The organism is Lysinibacillus sp. FW12 (assembly GCF_050817245.1).
Taxonomy (GTDB): Bacteria; Bacillota; Bacilli; order Bacillales_A; family Planococcaceae; genus Lysinibacillus; species Lysinibacillus irui.
The window spans coordinates 290,513-303,796 of sequence record NZ_CP139094.1 but is presented as its reverse complement, the minus strand read 5'-3'; the positions used below and the strand labels follow the sequence as shown (position 1 = coordinate 303,796).

Annotated in this window: 23 protein-coding genes; all 23 read right to left on the bottom strand. The window is 39.5% G+C overall.

Translation table 11 applies throughout. The annotated features are described in order from the left end of the window. Positions 1-27 precede the first annotated feature (27 nt). Positions 28-210, bottom strand: coding sequence for a 50S ribosomal protein L30 (gene rpmD, locus SJW71_RS01565; protein ID WP_004233668.1), 183 nt, complete (start codon positions 208-210; stop codon positions 28-30). 13 nt (positions 211-223) lie between these two features. Next, positions 224-727, bottom strand: a complete 504-nt coding sequence (gene rpsE / locus SJW71_RS01560) for a 30S ribosomal protein S5 (RefSeq protein WP_004233664.1) — start codon at positions 725-727, stop codon at positions 224-226. A 21-nt stretch (positions 728-748) separates the two neighbouring features. Then, positions 749-1,108 (bottom strand): 50S ribosomal protein L18, encoded by a 360-nt coding sequence (gene rplR, locus SJW71_RS01555; RefSeq protein WP_274794949.1) that lies wholly within the window; start codon positions 1,106-1,108, stop codon positions 749-751. A 32-nt stretch (positions 1,109-1,140) separates the two neighbouring features. Continuing rightward, entirely contained in the window at positions 1,141-1,680 is a 540-nt protein-coding gene (gene rplF, locus SJW71_RS01550) for a 50S ribosomal protein L6 (RefSeq protein ID WP_340808251.1), read from the bottom strand. A gap of 30 nt (positions 1,681-1,710) precedes the next feature. Next, a complete protein-coding gene (gene rpsH, locus SJW71_RS01545; protein ID WP_004233658.1) occupies positions 1,711-2,109 on the bottom strand; it encodes a 30S ribosomal protein S8 in 399 nt (132 codons plus the stop codon). Positions 2,110-2,138: 29 nt separating this feature from the next. Then, on the bottom strand, positions 2,139-2,324 hold the full coding sequence (locus SJW71_RS01540) for a type Z 30S ribosomal protein S14 (protein WP_004233656.1): 186 nt from the start codon (positions 2,322-2,324) through the stop codon (positions 2,139-2,141). A gap of 21 nt (positions 2,325-2,345) precedes the next feature. Further along, entirely contained in the window at positions 2,346-2,885 is a 540-nt protein-coding gene (rplE, locus tag SJW71_RS01535; protein ID WP_004233654.1) for a 50S ribosomal protein L5, read from the bottom strand. 28 nt (positions 2,886-2,913) lie between these two features. Beyond that, positions 2,914-3,222 (bottom strand): 50S ribosomal protein L24, encoded by a 309-nt coding sequence (rplX, locus tag SJW71_RS01530; RefSeq protein ID WP_053482809.1) that lies wholly within the window; start codon positions 3,220-3,222, stop codon positions 2,914-2,916. Positions 3,223-3,257: 35 nt separating this feature from the next. Then, complete coding sequence (rplN, locus tag SJW71_RS01525; RefSeq protein WP_004233650.1) at positions 3,258-3,626, bottom strand: 50S ribosomal protein L14; 369 nt, start codon at positions 3,624-3,626, stop codon at positions 3,258-3,260. Between the two features lie 43 nt (positions 3,627-3,669). Further along, positions 3,670-3,933 (bottom strand): 30S ribosomal protein S17, encoded by a 264-nt coding sequence (gene rpsQ / locus SJW71_RS01520; protein ID WP_004233648.1) that lies wholly within the window; start codon positions 3,931-3,933, stop codon positions 3,670-3,672. Between the two features lie 18 nt (positions 3,934-3,951). Continuing rightward, a complete protein-coding gene (rpmC, locus tag SJW71_RS01515; protein ID WP_004233646.1) occupies positions 3,952-4,152 on the bottom strand; it encodes a 50S ribosomal protein L29 in 201 nt (66 codons plus the stop codon). After that, the gene (gene rplP / locus SJW71_RS01510) at positions 4,142-4,576 is read right to left on the bottom strand and encodes a 50S ribosomal protein L16 (RefSeq protein ID WP_004233644.1); all 435 of its coding nucleotides are present in this window, start codon (positions 4,574-4,576) and stop codon (positions 4,142-4,144) included. Before rplP ends, rpmC begins: the two co-directional genes overlap by 11 nt. Position 4,577: 1 nt before the next feature. Further along, positions 4,578-5,231, bottom strand: a complete 654-nt coding sequence (gene rpsC / locus SJW71_RS01505) for a 30S ribosomal protein S3 (RefSeq protein WP_004233642.1) — start codon at positions 5,229-5,231, stop codon at positions 4,578-4,580. Between the two features lie 3 nt (positions 5,232-5,234). Beyond that, positions 5,235-5,579, bottom strand: a complete 345-nt coding sequence (gene rplV / locus SJW71_RS01500; protein WP_004233639.1) for a 50S ribosomal protein L22 — start codon at positions 5,577-5,579, stop codon at positions 5,235-5,237. A gap of 22 nt (positions 5,580-5,601) precedes the next feature. After that, positions 5,602-5,880: a 30S ribosomal protein S19 gene (gene rpsS, locus SJW71_RS01495; protein WP_004233637.1), complete on the bottom strand. Its 279-nt coding sequence runs from the start codon at positions 5,878-5,880 to the stop codon at positions 5,602-5,604. Positions 5,881-5,940: 60 nt separating this feature from the next. Then, positions 5,941-6,771, bottom strand: coding sequence for a 50S ribosomal protein L2 (gene rplB, locus SJW71_RS01490; protein ID WP_036124661.1), 831 nt, complete (start codon positions 6,769-6,771; stop codon positions 5,941-5,943). Between the two features lie 47 nt (positions 6,772-6,818). After that, on the bottom strand, positions 6,819-7,103 hold the full coding sequence (gene rplW / locus SJW71_RS01485) for a 50S ribosomal protein L23 (RefSeq protein ID WP_004233628.1): 285 nt from the start codon (positions 7,101-7,103) through the stop codon (positions 6,819-6,821). Further along, complete coding sequence (rplD, locus tag SJW71_RS01480) at positions 7,103-7,726, bottom strand: 50S ribosomal protein L4 (protein WP_004233626.1); 624 nt, start codon at positions 7,724-7,726, stop codon at positions 7,103-7,105. Before rplD ends, rplW begins: the two co-directional genes overlap by 1 nt. A gap of 26 nt (positions 7,727-7,752) precedes the next feature. Continuing rightward, entirely contained in the window at positions 7,753-8,382 is a 630-nt protein-coding gene (rplC, locus tag SJW71_RS01475; RefSeq protein ID WP_004233625.1) for a 50S ribosomal protein L3, read from the bottom strand. A gap of 46 nt (positions 8,383-8,428) precedes the next feature. Then, positions 8,429-8,737, bottom strand: a complete 309-nt coding sequence (gene rpsJ, locus SJW71_RS01470) for a 30S ribosomal protein S10 (protein ID WP_004233624.1) — start codon at positions 8,735-8,737, stop codon at positions 8,429-8,431. Between the two features lie 351 nt (positions 8,738-9,088). Then, positions 9,089-10,399: a Na+/H+ antiporter family protein gene (locus SJW71_RS01465; RefSeq protein ID WP_431811677.1), complete on the bottom strand. Its 1,311-nt coding sequence runs from the start codon at positions 10,397-10,399 to the stop codon at positions 9,089-9,091. A gap of 148 nt (positions 10,400-10,547) precedes the next feature. Next, on the bottom strand, positions 10,548-12,527 hold the full coding sequence (locus SJW71_RS01460) for an ABC transporter permease (protein ID WP_322611857.1): 1,980 nt from the start codon (positions 12,525-12,527) through the stop codon (positions 10,548-10,550). Further along, on the bottom strand, positions 12,517-13,278 hold the full coding sequence (locus tag SJW71_RS01455) for an ABC transporter ATP-binding protein (protein WP_274794954.1): 762 nt from the start codon (positions 13,276-13,278) through the stop codon (positions 12,517-12,519). Before SJW71_RS01455 ends, SJW71_RS01460 begins: the two co-directional genes overlap by 11 nt. Positions 13,279-13,284 lie beyond the last annotated feature (6 nt).

Here is a 13,284-nt window from a genome sequence, read left to right as displayed (position 1 = left end):
GGCACCTCCTTGTTCAATAATTGAAAATTAAATTTCTTTTACAGTAACTAAGTGAGCTACTTTATCAAGCATACCGCGAGTAGCTGCGTTATCAGCTTTCTCTACAGTTTGGTGTAATTTACGTAAACCTAAAGCTTCAACAGTTTTGCGTTGTGCAGGTTTAGTACCAATCACAGATTTAGTAAGGGTGATTTCTAATTTGTTAGCCATTATCTTTCCCCCCTTATCCTAATAGTTCTTCCACTGATTTACCACGTAATTTAGCTACGTCCTCTACGCGTTTTAATTCAGTTAAACCTTGAATTGTAGCACGCACCATGTTAATTGGTGTGTTAGATCCAAGTGATTTTGAAAGAATATCAGTAATACCAGCAAGTTCTAGTACGGCACGTACTGGACCACCAGCGATAACTCCTGTACCAGGAGCAGCAGGTTTGATTAGGATTTCTCCTGCACCAAAGCGACCTTGCACTAAGTGTGGAGTTGTTCCACCTACGCGTGGCACTTCGATTAAGTTTTTCTTCGCATCTTCAACAGCTTTGCGGATAGCATCTGGCACCTCTTGAGCTTTACCAGTACCGAAACCAACATGACCGTTTCTATCGCCAACTACAACTAATGCTGTGAAGCGGAAGCGACGTCCACCTTTAACAACTTTAGCAACACGGTTAATAGTAACTACGCGTTCTTCAAGTTCTCCAAGTTTGTTTGCGTCAATACGACTCATGAAATGTGTCCCTCCTTCTTATTAAAATTCTAAACCGTTCTCACGTGCAGCTTCAGCTAAAGCTTTAACGCGTCCATGATATAAGTAACCACCACGGTCAAATACTACAGCAGTAATATTTTTTTCCGTAGCGCGTTTTGCGATTGTTTCACCGACTTTAGTTGCTGCGTCAACATTGCTACCAGCACCTTCGAAACCTTTTTCTTGAGAAGATGCGCTAACAATTGTTACGCCTGCTACGTCATCGATAAGTTGCGCGTAAATGTTCTTGTTAGAACGGAATACGTTTAAGCGTGGACGCTCAGCAGTACCCGAAATTTTAGAACGTACACGAGCATGACGTTTTTTACGAACCTGATTTTTATCTTGTTTCGTAATCACAAGGGTCACTCCTTTCTAATGCTTAAGCAGCATTATTTACCTGTTTTACCTTCTTTACGACGTACATATTCGCCTTCATAACGAATACCTTTACCTTTATAAGGCTCTGGTGGACGAACGTCACGGATGTTAGATGCAAGAGCACCAACGCGTTCTTTGCTGATACCTTTAACGATGATTTTAGTGTTAGAAGGAACTTCAATTTCAAGACCATCTTCAGGTGTGAACTCTACTGGATGAGAGTAACCAACGTTAAGTACAAGTTTTTTACCTTGTAATTGCGCACGGTAACCAACACCGATAAGTTCTAAAGCTTTTTCGAAACCTGCAGAAACACCAGTAACCATGTTCGCAAGAAGCGCACGAGTAGTACCGTGGTTTGTGCGGTGTTCTTTTGATTCAGAAGGACGAGATACAGTGATTACGTTACCTTCTTGCTCAATTTTCATATCTTGGTGGAAAGAACGAACAAGTTCGCCTTTAGGACCTTTAACAGTAACAGTGTTGTTTGTATCAACAGTAACAGTTACGTTAGCAGGTACCTCGATAATTTTTTTACCTACACGAGACATTTAGTTGCACCTCCATTCATTTATTGCTAATTACCAAACGTATGCTAGAATTTCTCCGCCAACTTGTTTAGCGCGAGCTTCTTTATCTGTTAATAAACCTTGTGAAGTTGACACTAAAGCGATACCAAGACCGTTCAATACTTTAGGTACTTCATTTGTTTTAGCATATACACGTAATCCAGGTTTAGAAATACGTTTTAAGCCAGTGATAACACGCTCGTTATCTTTACCGTATTTTAAGAAGATACGGATGATACCTTGTTTGTTGTCTTCCACGTATTCTACGTCACGTACGAAACCTTCACGCTTTAAAATTTCAGCGATCTCTTTTTTCACGTTGGAAGCTGGTACTTCTAACTTCTCGTGACGAACCATGTTCGCATTACGAATGCGAGTAAGCATATCTGCAATCGGATCAGTCATTGTCATTACATTTACCTCCTTCCCAAATTAGGGGATTACCAGCTGGCTTTTTTCACGCCAGGAATTTGTCCCTTATATGCAAGTTCTCGGAAACAAATACGGCAAAGTTTGAATTTGCGATATACTGAATGTGGACGACCACAGCGTTCACAACGTGTATACTCTTGCACTTTAAACTTTTGCTTACGTTGTTGTTTAACGATCATAGATTTTTTAGCCACGTTTTCGCCCTCCTTGTTTGATTACTTTTGGAACGGCATACCGAATTGTGTCAATAACTCGCGAGCTTCTTCGTCAGAATTCGCTGTCGTTACGATCACGATGTCCATACCGCGTACTTTTGAAACTTTATCGTAATCGATTTCTGGGAAAATTAATTGTTCCTTAACACCTAAAGTGTAGTTACCGCGACCATCGAATGCTTTTTTAGAAACACCACGGAAGTCACGTACACGAGGTAGTGAGATAGAAATTAATTTGTCCAAGAATTCATACATACGCTCACCGCGTAATGTAACTTTAGCACCGATAGGCATACCTTCACGAAGACGGAAACCTGCGATCGATTTTTTCGCTTTAGTTACTACTGGTTTTTGACCAGTGATAATTGTTAATTCTTCAACAGCTGCATCTAGCGCTTTTGAGTTTTGAACTGCATCACCAACACCCATGTTGATAACGATTTTCTCAACTTTTGGTAGTTGCATAACTGATTTATATCCAAATTTGCTCATAAGAGCAGGTGAAACTTCATTTAAATATTTTTCTTTTAGGCGGCTCATGTGTGTACCTCCCTTCTATTTATACTAATTAGTCGATTACTGCACCTGATTTTTTTGCTACACGAACTTTTTTACCGTTTTCGATTTTATAACCTACACGAGTCGGCTCGCCAGATTTAGGATCGATTAGCATTACGTTCGAAACGTGAATTGCAGCCTCTTGGCTTACAATACCACCTTGTGGATTCAATTGGTTAGGTTTAACGTGTTTTTTCACGATGTTCACACCTTCAACAAGAACGCGATCTTGTTTTGGGTAAGCTGCAAGGATTACGCCTTCTTTGCCTTTATCCTTACCAGTGATCACCTTAACCTTGTCACCTTTTTTTACATGCATGCTGTCGCACCTCCTTGATTGGCACTGTCATGAAATTAAAGAACTTCTGGAGCTAGAGAAACGATTTTCATGAAGTTGCTGTCACGTAGTTCACGTGCAACAGGTCCGAAAATACGAGTTCCGCGTGGTGATTTATCATCACGAATAATTACACAAGCATTTTCATCAAATTTGATGTACGTGCCGTCTTTACGACGAACGCCTGATTTAGTACGAACGATAACAGCTTTAACAACGTCACCCTTCTTGACAACGCCACCTGGTGTTGCTTTCTTAACTGTACAAACAACGATATCACCGATGTTAGCAGTTTTACGGCCAGAGCCACCAAGCACTTTAATTGTAAGAACTTCACGTGCACCTGAGTTGTCAGCAACTTTCATACGACTTTCTTGTTGGATCACTTAGGTTACCTCCCTTCGGAAATTGGTTGTTCCGAAATAGTTATTAAATAATAACCGCTTTTTCTACAACTTCTACTAGACGGAAACGTTTAGTAGCTGATAGCGGGCGAGTTTCCATGATACGTACGATATCACCGATTTTCGCTGTGTTTAACTCATCATGAGCTTTAAACTTTTTAGAGTATTTTACACGCTTACCATAAAGCTTGTGCTTTTTGTAAGTTTCAACTAAAACAGTTACAGTTTTGTCCATTTTATCTGAAACAACGCGGCCCGTGTAAACTTTGCGTTGATTGCGCTCAGTCATACTTGAAAACCTCCTTTATCAGTTATTTGCACTGATTTCTCTTTCACGAATAACAGTTTTCATACGCGCGATTGCTTTACGCACTTCACGAATACGAGCTGTGTTTTCTAATTGACCAGTCGCCAATTGGAAGCGAAGGTTGAAAAGCTCTTCTTTCAGTGATTTCACTTTTAATTCTATTTCAGAAGTAGCAAGGTCACGGATTTCATTAGCTTTCATTAGATTCACCACCAGTTTCTTGACGTTTTACGATCTTACATTTAACAGGAAGTTTGTGTGATGCTAAACGAAGTGCTTCACGTGCAACTTCTTCAGATACGCCAGCAATTTCGAACATTACTTTTCCTGGTTTAACTACTGCTACCCAACCTTCAGGAGAACCTTTACCAGAACCCATGCGGACTTCTAGAGGTTTTTTAGTGTAAGGTTTATGTGGGAAGATTTTAATCCAAACTTTACCGCCACGTTTCATGTAACGAGTCATCGCGATACGAGCAGATTCGATTTGACGGTTAGTAATCCAGCTAGCAGTTTGAGCTTGTAAGCCCCATTCGCCGAAAGTTACTTCTTTACCGCCTTTCGCTTCGCCACGCATGTTGCCGCGGTGTTCACGACGGTATTTAACGCGTTTAGGCAATAACATATTATTTGCCTCCTTCCACAGATTTCTTCGTAGGAAGAACTTCACCACGGTAGATCCATACTTTAACGCCTAATTTACCGTAAGTAGTATCAGCTTCTGCGTGTGCATAGTCGATGTCAGCACGTAGAGTATGAAGTGGAACAGTTCCTTCACTATAATGTTCAGCACGCGCGATATCAGCGCCACCTAAACGACCAGATACTTGTGTTTTAATTCCTTTTGCACCAGCGCGGATTGTGCGTTGGATCGCTTGCTTTTGCGCACGACGGAATGATACACGGTTTTCTAATTGACGAGCGATGTTTTCAGCTACTAGACGAGCGTCAAGATCAGCACGTTTGATTTCGATAATGTTGATGTGTACACGTTTACCAGTTAAATCGCTAAGGTATTTACGAAGGTTTTCAACTTCAGTACCACCTTTACCGATTACCATACCTGGTTTCGCAGTGTGAATTGTAATGTTTACACGGTTTGCAGCACGTTCGATTTCTACTTTAGAAACAGAAGCGTCTTTAAGAGCCGTTTCAATATATTTACGCACTTTGATGTCTTCGTGAAGTAGAGTTGCATAGTCTTTTTCAGCGTACCATTTTGACTCCCAGTCACGAATAATACCAACGCGTAGTCCTATTGGATGTACTTTTTGACCCACGGATTAACCCTCCTTCTTCTCAGATACCACTAGAGTAATGTGGCTTGTGCGTTTGTTAATTGCGCTTGCACGTCCTTGTGCACGTGGACGGAAACGTTTTAATGTTGGACCTTCGTCAACAAATACTTCAGAAACTACTAAAGAGTTGATGTCAAGATCGTAATTGTGCTCAGCGTTAGCAACTGCAGATTTTAATACTTTCTCAACGACTGGAGACGCCGCTTTTGGAGTATGACGTAAAATTGCAACTGCTTCACCAACTTGCTTACCTCGGATTAAGTCTACAACTAGACGTACTTTACGAGGAGCAATGCGTACTGTACGAGCGATAGCTTTAGCTTGTGTCATTAGGATTTACCTCCTCTCAAAATTAGCGTCTTGTTTTCTTGTCGTCTGCACCGTGACCTTTGTAAGTACGTGTCGGTGCGAACTCACCAAGTTTATGGCCTACCATATCTTCTGTTACGTATACAGGAACATGTTTACGTCCATCATATACAGCAATCGTTAAACCGATGAAGTTCGGGAAGATTGTAGAACGGCGTGACCAAGTTTTAATAACTTGTTTTTTCTCAGAAGCCTCTTGTGCTTCCACTTTTTTCATTAAGTGGTCATCAACAAAAGGTCCTTTTTTCAAGCTGCGACCCATGTAGGAACCTCCCTCCGTGATTCCACCACGGCTCTCACATAGAACCGTAGTTTAATCACTTTATTTTTTACGACTACGGATGATAAATTTATCCGATTTGTTTTTCTTCTTACGAGTTTTGTAACCAAGTGCTGGTTTACCCCAAGGAGTCATTGGTGATTTACGTCCGATTGGAGAACGTCCTTCACCACCACCGTGTGGGTGATCGTTAGGGTTCATTACAGAACCACGAACTTCTGGGCGTTTACCTAACCAACGGCTACGACCTGCTTTACCGATGTGTACAAGTTCGTGTTGTTCGTTACCAACTTGACCGATTGTAGCGCGGCAAGTAGCTAAAACTAAACGTACTTCACCAGATTGTAGACGAACGATTACGTACTTATCTTCACGACCAAGTACTTGAGCAGAAGTACCAGCTGAACGTACTAATTGTCCACCTTTACCAGGTTTTAACTCGATGTTATGGATTGTTGTACCCATTGGAATGTTTGCTAATGGTAATGCGTTACCTACTTTAATATCAGCATCTGGACCAGAAACGATTGTTTGACCAACCTCTAGACCTTTTGGTGCTAAGATGTAAGCTTTTGCTCCATCAGCGTAGTTGATTAATGCGATATTCGCAGAACGGTTTGGATCATATTCAATAGTAGCAACTTTTGCCGGAATGCCATCTTTAACACGTTTGAAATCGATAACACGGTATTGCTTCTTATGACCACCACCATGATGACGAACAGTGATTTTACCTTGGTTGTTACGACCAGCTTTGCGTTTAGTTGGTTCAAGCAATGATTTCTCAGGCTTGTTAGTTGTAATTTCCGCAAAGTCTAATGACGTCATGTTACGACGACCATTAGAGGTAGGTTTATACTTTTTAATCGCCATTGTGTTTCCCTCCTTCTTGAGTGTTCAAATCATATATCCATTAAGGATTACATTTCGAATAATTCGATTTCTTTGCTATCAGCAGTTAATTTAACAATCGCTTTACGACGTTTGTTAGTGTAACCACCGTAACGGCCAACACGCTTGAATTTACCTTTGTAGTTAAGAACGTTTACTTTCTCAACTTTTACGCCAAAGATTTCTTCTACAGCGTCTTTTACTTGAGTTTTGTTAGCGCGAGTGTCTACTTCGAAAGTATACTTTTTCTCTGCCATAAGTTCTGAAGAACGCTCAGTAATGACCGGACGTTTTAAAATATCACGTGCTTCCATTATCCAAGCACCTCCTCAACTTTTTCTACTGCAGATTTAGTGAATACAACTTTATCATGACCTAATAGATCAAGAACGTTGATTCCATTTGCAGTTAAAACTGTTACACCTGGGATGTTACGAGCAGATAATGCTACGTTTTCATCTAGGTCAGCAGTTACGAATAAAGATTTTTTCTCTAAAGAAAGATCTTTAAGAATTTTTGTGAATTCTTTTGTTTTTGGTGCTGCTAGAGTTAGAGCATCAAGAACTAAGAAGTTTTGTTCTACTACTTTAGCTGATAAAGCTGATTTAAGAGCTAAACGACGAACTTTTTTAGGTAATTTATAAGAGTAGCTACGTGGAGTAGGACCGAATACGATACCACCGCCGCGCCATTGTGGAGAACGGATAGAACCTTGACGAGCACGACCAGTTCCTTTTTGACGCCATGGTTTACGACCACCACCAGCAACCTCAGAACGGTTTTTAACCTTGTGATTACCTTGACGAAGAGAAGCACGTTGAGCTACTACAGCGTCGAATAATACTGCTTCATTTGGCTCGATTCCGAAGATCGCATCGTTTAATTCGATTTCACCAACTGAAGCACCTGTTTGACTAAGTACAGATACTTTTGTCATTCCTGTTTCCTCCTTTCCTGAAGTGATTACTTAGCTTTAATTGCAGTTTTTACTGTAACTAGAGCTTTTTTAGAACCAGGAACATTACCTTTAACAAGTAGTAAGTTACGATCTGTATCAACTTTCACGATTTCTAAGTTTTGGATTGTAACTACATTGCCACCCATTTGACCAGGTAATTTCTTTTGTTTGAATACGCGGTTCGGAGCAACTGGACCCATTGAACCAGGACGACGGTGGTAACGAGAACCGTGGGCCATTGGACCACGAGATTGACCGTGGCGTTTGATAACACCTTGGAAACCTTTACCTTTAGTAACACCTGTTACATCAATTACATCGCCTTCTGCGAAAATTTCTACTTTGACTTCTTGACCAACTTCGTATTCTTCCACGTTCACGTTGCGGAATTCACGAATGAAGCGCTTAGGAGCAGTGTTCGCTTTTGCTACGTGACCTTGTTCTGGTTTATTAGAAAGCTTAACGCGCTTATCTTCGAAACCAACTTGAATTGCTTCGTAGCCGTCTGTTTCAACAGTTTTCTTTTGAAGAACTACGTTTGGAGTAGCTTCGATAACTGTTACCGGGATTAAATCGCCGTTTTCAGCGAAAACTTGTGTCATACCAATTTTTCTACCTAAGATTCCTTTAGCCATTTGTCACACCTCCTGTAAGTTTTAAAAAGTTATATTGTTTTTACCATTAAAGTTTGATTTCGATATCAACGCCAGATGGTAAATCAAGTTTCATTAACGCATCAACAGTTTGTGGTGTTGGGTTAACGATATCGATCAGACGTTTATGCGTACGCATCTCGAATTGTTCACGAGAATCTTTATACTTGTGAACCGCACGAAGAATTGTGTACACAGACTTCTCAGTTGGGAGTGGAATCGGACCTGATACACTTGCACCTGAACGTTTTGCAGTTTCCACAATTTTCTCAGCAGACTGATCTAAAATACGGTGATCATACGCTTTTAAACGAATACGAATCTTTTGTTTTGCCATTATTTTCCCTCCTTCTCGCCTATTTTCTAGACATTCTCCACGAAAATTCTCCCACACACCGCCATGGCAAAGCGGCCGGGTGTGTCGGCAACCTCTCGCTTCATCGCAGTCAAAGACCAACATTCAACATTATATACAATAAAAAAAGAATAAGCAAGTCTTTTCGCTAAATTCTTTTAAATGTTGCAGATATTCTTAGTACTACTATTTTCTTCGCTTATTTAAGCCGTTTACTAGTATATAAAATTTTAAAACATAATGCAACACTTAAGGTTGTTATATCAACGTTTTCGGACATTTCAAACAACTTGTTAGAAGTAGTCTCTATAGTTTATAGAAACTACTTCTAACTTATAAAAAGAAAACACAGGCAATCCAGCCAAATACAATCAGGGGAATGTTAATAAAAATAAATGTCGGGACACAGGTATCCCAAATATGATGGTGCTGTCCGTCTACGTTTAAACCTGCAGTCGGTCCAAGTGTTGAATCTGAAGCTGGAGAGCCTGCATCTCCTAACGCACCTGCCGTACCAATTAAACATAGTATTGCTAAAGGACTCAATCCTAACCCTTGTGCTAAAGGAACAAATAACGTAGCAATAATAGGCACTGTTGCGAACGATGAACCAATCCCCATCGTTACAACTAAACCAACAACCAACATGATAAAGATCGCTAGACTTCTATTTCCTTGTAGAATAGTAATAGAGCTTGTAATTAAACTGTCCACATCGCCAGTAGCATTAATAACTGCTGCGAAACCATTTGCCGCAATCATTACAAACCCGATAAAGGCCATCATCTTCATTCCTTCAGATAGAATATCATCTGCCTCTTTCCATTTAAGCGCACCTGTAAAATACATGATCATAATGCCAGCGAACGAACCTACAATCATTGAATCTGTTAGTACTTGCGCACATAACGCTACAACTAATGCAAGTCCAGTAGAAAACATAACATACTTGGTGACGTTAACATTTAATGATTCCGTCTCCACATCATCCTGTCTATACTGTCGTGGCTTACGATAAATAATGAAAGCCATAATCAACCCTACCAGCATGCCTAGCACTGGGATCGCCATTGCTGCAGGAACATCACGTGAAGATACTGTCATTCCAGCCTCCGACACTTGCGTTGCCACGATATCTTGAAAAATCGCTCCAAAACCAGCAGGCACAAAACTGTAAGTACCTATTAAGCCTACAGCAATTAGGGTTGCAATTATACGTCGATCAACTTCCAAGATATTTAAAATTTTTAAAATGGGAGGAATCATTAATGGAATAAAAGCAATATGAATAGGAATGACATTTTGAGATAAAATAGACATCACGAAAATAAGGAAAAAAATTAAGACCTTCACTAACCCTTTTCTATTACTTTCTCCGTTGAGGATGTTTAACATTCCAGCAATCATTAATTCTGGTATTCCTGTTTTGGCAATGGCAATAGCAAAACCGCCAAGAAGACCATAGCTTAAAGCAATTGTTGCTCCTGCCCCTAACCCTTCTGTAAAGGATTGGACGGTTGCTTCAATGCCCATCCCACTTGTCAGGCCACCAACAAAGGCTCCTAAAACTAAGGAAAGAACCACATTAATTCGGAGTAAGCTTAATATTAACATAACGGCTACCGCCATTATAACTGCATTCATAACCACACTTCACTTTCACTTGCTAAATTACTAACATGTTAAACTTTATTATTCAGATAATTGAAAGTCAAGGATTTTCACGGTTTCAAAATAAAAACAGTGTGAAATAGAATCATCACACTGTTTTGAGTTTCTCATTATTAAATTGTTACAATGATTCTCGTACCACTTTTTTATAGTACCCTACCGAAAGGATGGCGAAAATTGTATATAAAGCGATATAACAGCACATCGCAATCCATAATGGGGCCGTTAACTCGGTGCCAAATAAGAACCAACCTGATTTAACAGCAAAATAGCTATGCAGTAAGCCAATAACTAATGGAACACCAAAATTAAACGCTTGCTTCATATATATACCCTTCATTATATCTCTTTCTGCAAAACCAATTTTTCTTAGGATCGTATAGGAACCACGCTCTTCCTCTGCCTCTGACATTTGTTTGAAGTATAGAATACTACCAGTCGTCATTAAAAATGCTAATCCTAAAAATGCTGTTGTAAAGATTGTAAGACCTAATGACTCAATATTATCTTTACGTTTCCCTTCATAAGATGATTGAGTATATTGCTGTGTCTCACCTTCAGGTTCTGTAGCCGTAACAACACCCGCATTAGTTTGAATATATAGTTCCTCTGCTCTTTCTAACTCCTCTTTTGACTTTAAAGTAATGGTTGTTTGTTGGTGCCAAGGATAAAACTCTGATTGTGTAGATAATTTTGTAAACATATCATCTGTCACAACAAAGATTGGGCCGCCACCACCAGCTGTTACAACACCACTAATAATACTTTTATCATGAACTTCTACAACGTGAAATGTTTCCTTCAGCTCCCCTGCCGTTACATTTAAGTCATGATCCTTCTCTAAGGGGAACATCTCGGCCATATACCCTCCATAGTTTGTTAAAACAACATCGTTACCTGTTAATGAGGCTTCTGGAACACTTTGCTGATAATCCGAAAGTGGAATGGTATAAATGGTTCCTTCCATTGTATATAAAGGATTATCCTTTTGCTTTTTAGACATTAATTGACCTACCGAAGCTGTTACACCTTGTAAACGATAATCTACTTTATCATAGGCAATGTTATTGTTCTCTAACTCATCTAAAAATTGAGTACCTTGCCCCTCAAGCAGAATGAAATCACCTGGTACTTGGCTATATGCAGATGCCTCTGACGAATAGTAGGCGATATAGGATAAAGTCGTTACACCTAGCGATACACCAGTTAACACGGTGATAAGTGTTAAAGACTTTGCGTTACTCTTCATACGATGCATAATTGGCGTTAATGCTAGTACATCTCGAATTGATAGATGCCCTTTTTTCTTTAAACGAATCGTATTCATAATAAATGCGACTGAGAAACGAAAGACAAGGAATGTCCCGCCTATTGTAGTAGCTAATATGATAATCATATTGATAAATAGGTTACCTGCAGATTCAATATCAAATAACTTTGTTGACGCATAGTAGCCATAAACAATCAGGACAAGCCCAATAAAGCCAATTGCCATTTGTAATGCACTAAAACGTCTTACACGCTCGTCTGCTTGTTTGGCTGCGCTAAATAATGATAATAATGAAACGTGATGGATCATCCAAGCCATCTGTACAAGGACAATGATTAAAAGAATGGTAAAGACAATCATTGACTGCTGTAATGCCTGTGTACTAAACGTCATAGTTACAAGCGCTTCTTTTTCAAGTACACGTAATAAAATCATCGCAAATACACGAGAGCTAAAGAAACCAGCAAGCATTCCTAAAATAACAGCCCCAACAAATAATAAAATGTTTTCGATTGCTAATAAACGGACAATCAATCCCTTTGTCATGCCTATCAATTGGTACAAGCCGATTTCCTTGCTACGTCGCTTCATAAATAAGTGATTTGCATATAGGACGAAGAACAAAACGATAAAATATAGAATATAAGTTGCTGCCTTAAATCCTGCTGTGGCCGTTCCGCTCATTTGAACAGCGTCCCATACTTCAGAATTATTTTGCAATGTTACAAAGGAAAAATATAAAGTAACACTAAAAATAAGTGCAAAAAAATATAGATAGTAGTGCTTCATATTTTTCTTCATACTCTTTAGCACTAACTTACTAAGACTCATAACCATCACCGCCTAGCACACCTTGAGTATGCATGATTTCCTGAAAGAAAGCCTGTCTTGTTTTATCGCCTTTATATAGCTCACTATAAATATGACCGTCTTTTAAAAATAAAACACGTGTACAGAAGCTTGCAGCGACAGCATCATGCGTAACCATCATGATTGTCGCTTCTTTTGTCTCATTAATGTTTTGTAGATTTTGGAGCAAGGCTGTGGCTGATTTTGAATCTAATGCACCAGTAGGCTCGTCAGCAAACACTAACGATGGATTCGTAATAAGTGCACGGGCAGCAGATGTACGCTGTTTTTGCCCACCTGATATTTCGTTAGGATATTTATTTAAAATTTCAGTGATACCTAGTAAGGATGTGAGTTCCTTCACTCTACTTTCTGCAACAGCTTTCGGTAACTTACTGATCGCTAACGGTAGAAGAATATTCTCCTTTACTGTTAAAGTGTCCAGTAAATTATAATCTTGAAAAATGAAACCAAGCTGCTCTCGACGGAAGTTCGCTAAAGCCTTTTCTTTCATACCACGCAAATTATGACCGTTTATTTCAATAACACCTTCTGTCGCAAAGTCAATTGAGCATAAGACGTTTAAAAGTGTTGTTTTCCCAGAGCCAGAAGGACCCATAATCCCTACGAACTCACCTTTATTCACTTCTAAATCAATACCCTTTAATACTTCTTGAGCGGTTGATTTTTTACCATATACTTTCTTTATCTTACGACCAATTAAAACTGTCACTTGATA

Excerpts from the sequence above, each read along its gene's own strand:
- rpmD (WP_004233668.1), bottom strand. The coding sequence starts at position 210 with ATGGCTAACAAATTAGAAATCACCCTTACTAAATCTGTGATTGGTACT.
- rpsE (WP_004233664.1), bottom strand. The coding sequence starts at position 727 with ATGAGTCGTATTGACGCAAACAAACTTGGAGAACTTGAAGAACGCGTA.
- rplF (WP_340808251.1), bottom strand. The coding sequence starts at position 1,680 with ATGTCTCGTGTAGGTAAAAAAATTATCGAGGTACCTGCTAACGTAACT.
- rpsH (WP_004233658.1), bottom strand. The coding sequence starts at position 2,109 with ATGACAATGACTGATCCGATTGCAGATATGCTTACTCGCATTCGTAAT.
- rplE (WP_004233654.1), bottom strand. The coding sequence starts at position 2,885 with ATGAGCCGCCTAAAAGAAAAATATTTAAATGAAGTTTCACCTGCTCTT.
- rplX (WP_053482809.1), bottom strand. The coding sequence starts at position 3,222 with ATGCATGTAAAAAAAGGTGACAAGGTTAAGGTGATCACTGGTAAGGAT.
- rpsQ (WP_004233648.1), bottom strand. The coding sequence starts at position 3,933 with ATGACTGAGCGCAATCAACGCAAAGTTTACACGGGCCGCGTTGTTTCA.
- rpmC (WP_004233646.1), bottom strand. The coding sequence starts at position 4,152 with ATGAAAGCTAATGAAATCCGTGACCTTGCTACTTCTGAAATAGAATTA.
- rplP (WP_004233644.1), bottom strand. The coding sequence starts at position 4,576 with ATGTTATTGCCTAAACGCGTTAAATACCGTCGTGAACACCGCGGCAAC.
- rplV (WP_004233639.1), bottom strand. The coding sequence starts at position 5,579 with ATGACACAAGCTAAAGCTATCGCTCGTACAGTACGCATTGCTCCTCGT.
- rpsS (WP_004233637.1), bottom strand. The coding sequence starts at position 5,880 with ATGGGTCGCAGCTTGAAAAAAGGACCTTTTGTTGATGACCACTTAATG.
- rplB (WP_036124661.1), bottom strand. The coding sequence starts at position 6,771 with ATGGCGATTAAAAAGTATAAACCTACCTCTAATGGTCGTCGTAACATG.
- rplW (WP_004233628.1), bottom strand. The coding sequence starts at position 7,103 with ATGGAAGCACGTGATATTTTAAAACGTCCGGTCATTACTGAGCGTTCT.
- rplD (WP_004233626.1), bottom strand. The coding sequence starts at position 7,726 with ATGACAAAAGTATCTGTACTTAGTCAAACAGGTGCTTCAGTTGGTGAA.
- rplC (WP_004233625.1), bottom strand. The coding sequence starts at position 8,382 with ATGGCTAAAGGAATCTTAGGTAGAAAAATTGGTATGACACAAGTTTTC.
- rpsJ (WP_004233624.1), bottom strand. The coding sequence starts at position 8,737 with ATGGCAAAACAAAAGATTCGTATTCGTTTAAAAGCGTATGATCACCGT.
- SJW71_RS01465 (WP_431811677.1), bottom strand. The coding sequence starts at position 10,399 with ATGAATGCAGTTATAATGGCGGTAGCCGTTATGTTAATATTAAGCTTA.
- SJW71_RS01460 (WP_322611857.1), bottom strand. The coding sequence starts at position 12,527 with ATGAGTCTTAGTAAGTTAGTGCTAAAGAGTATGAAGAAAAATATGAAG.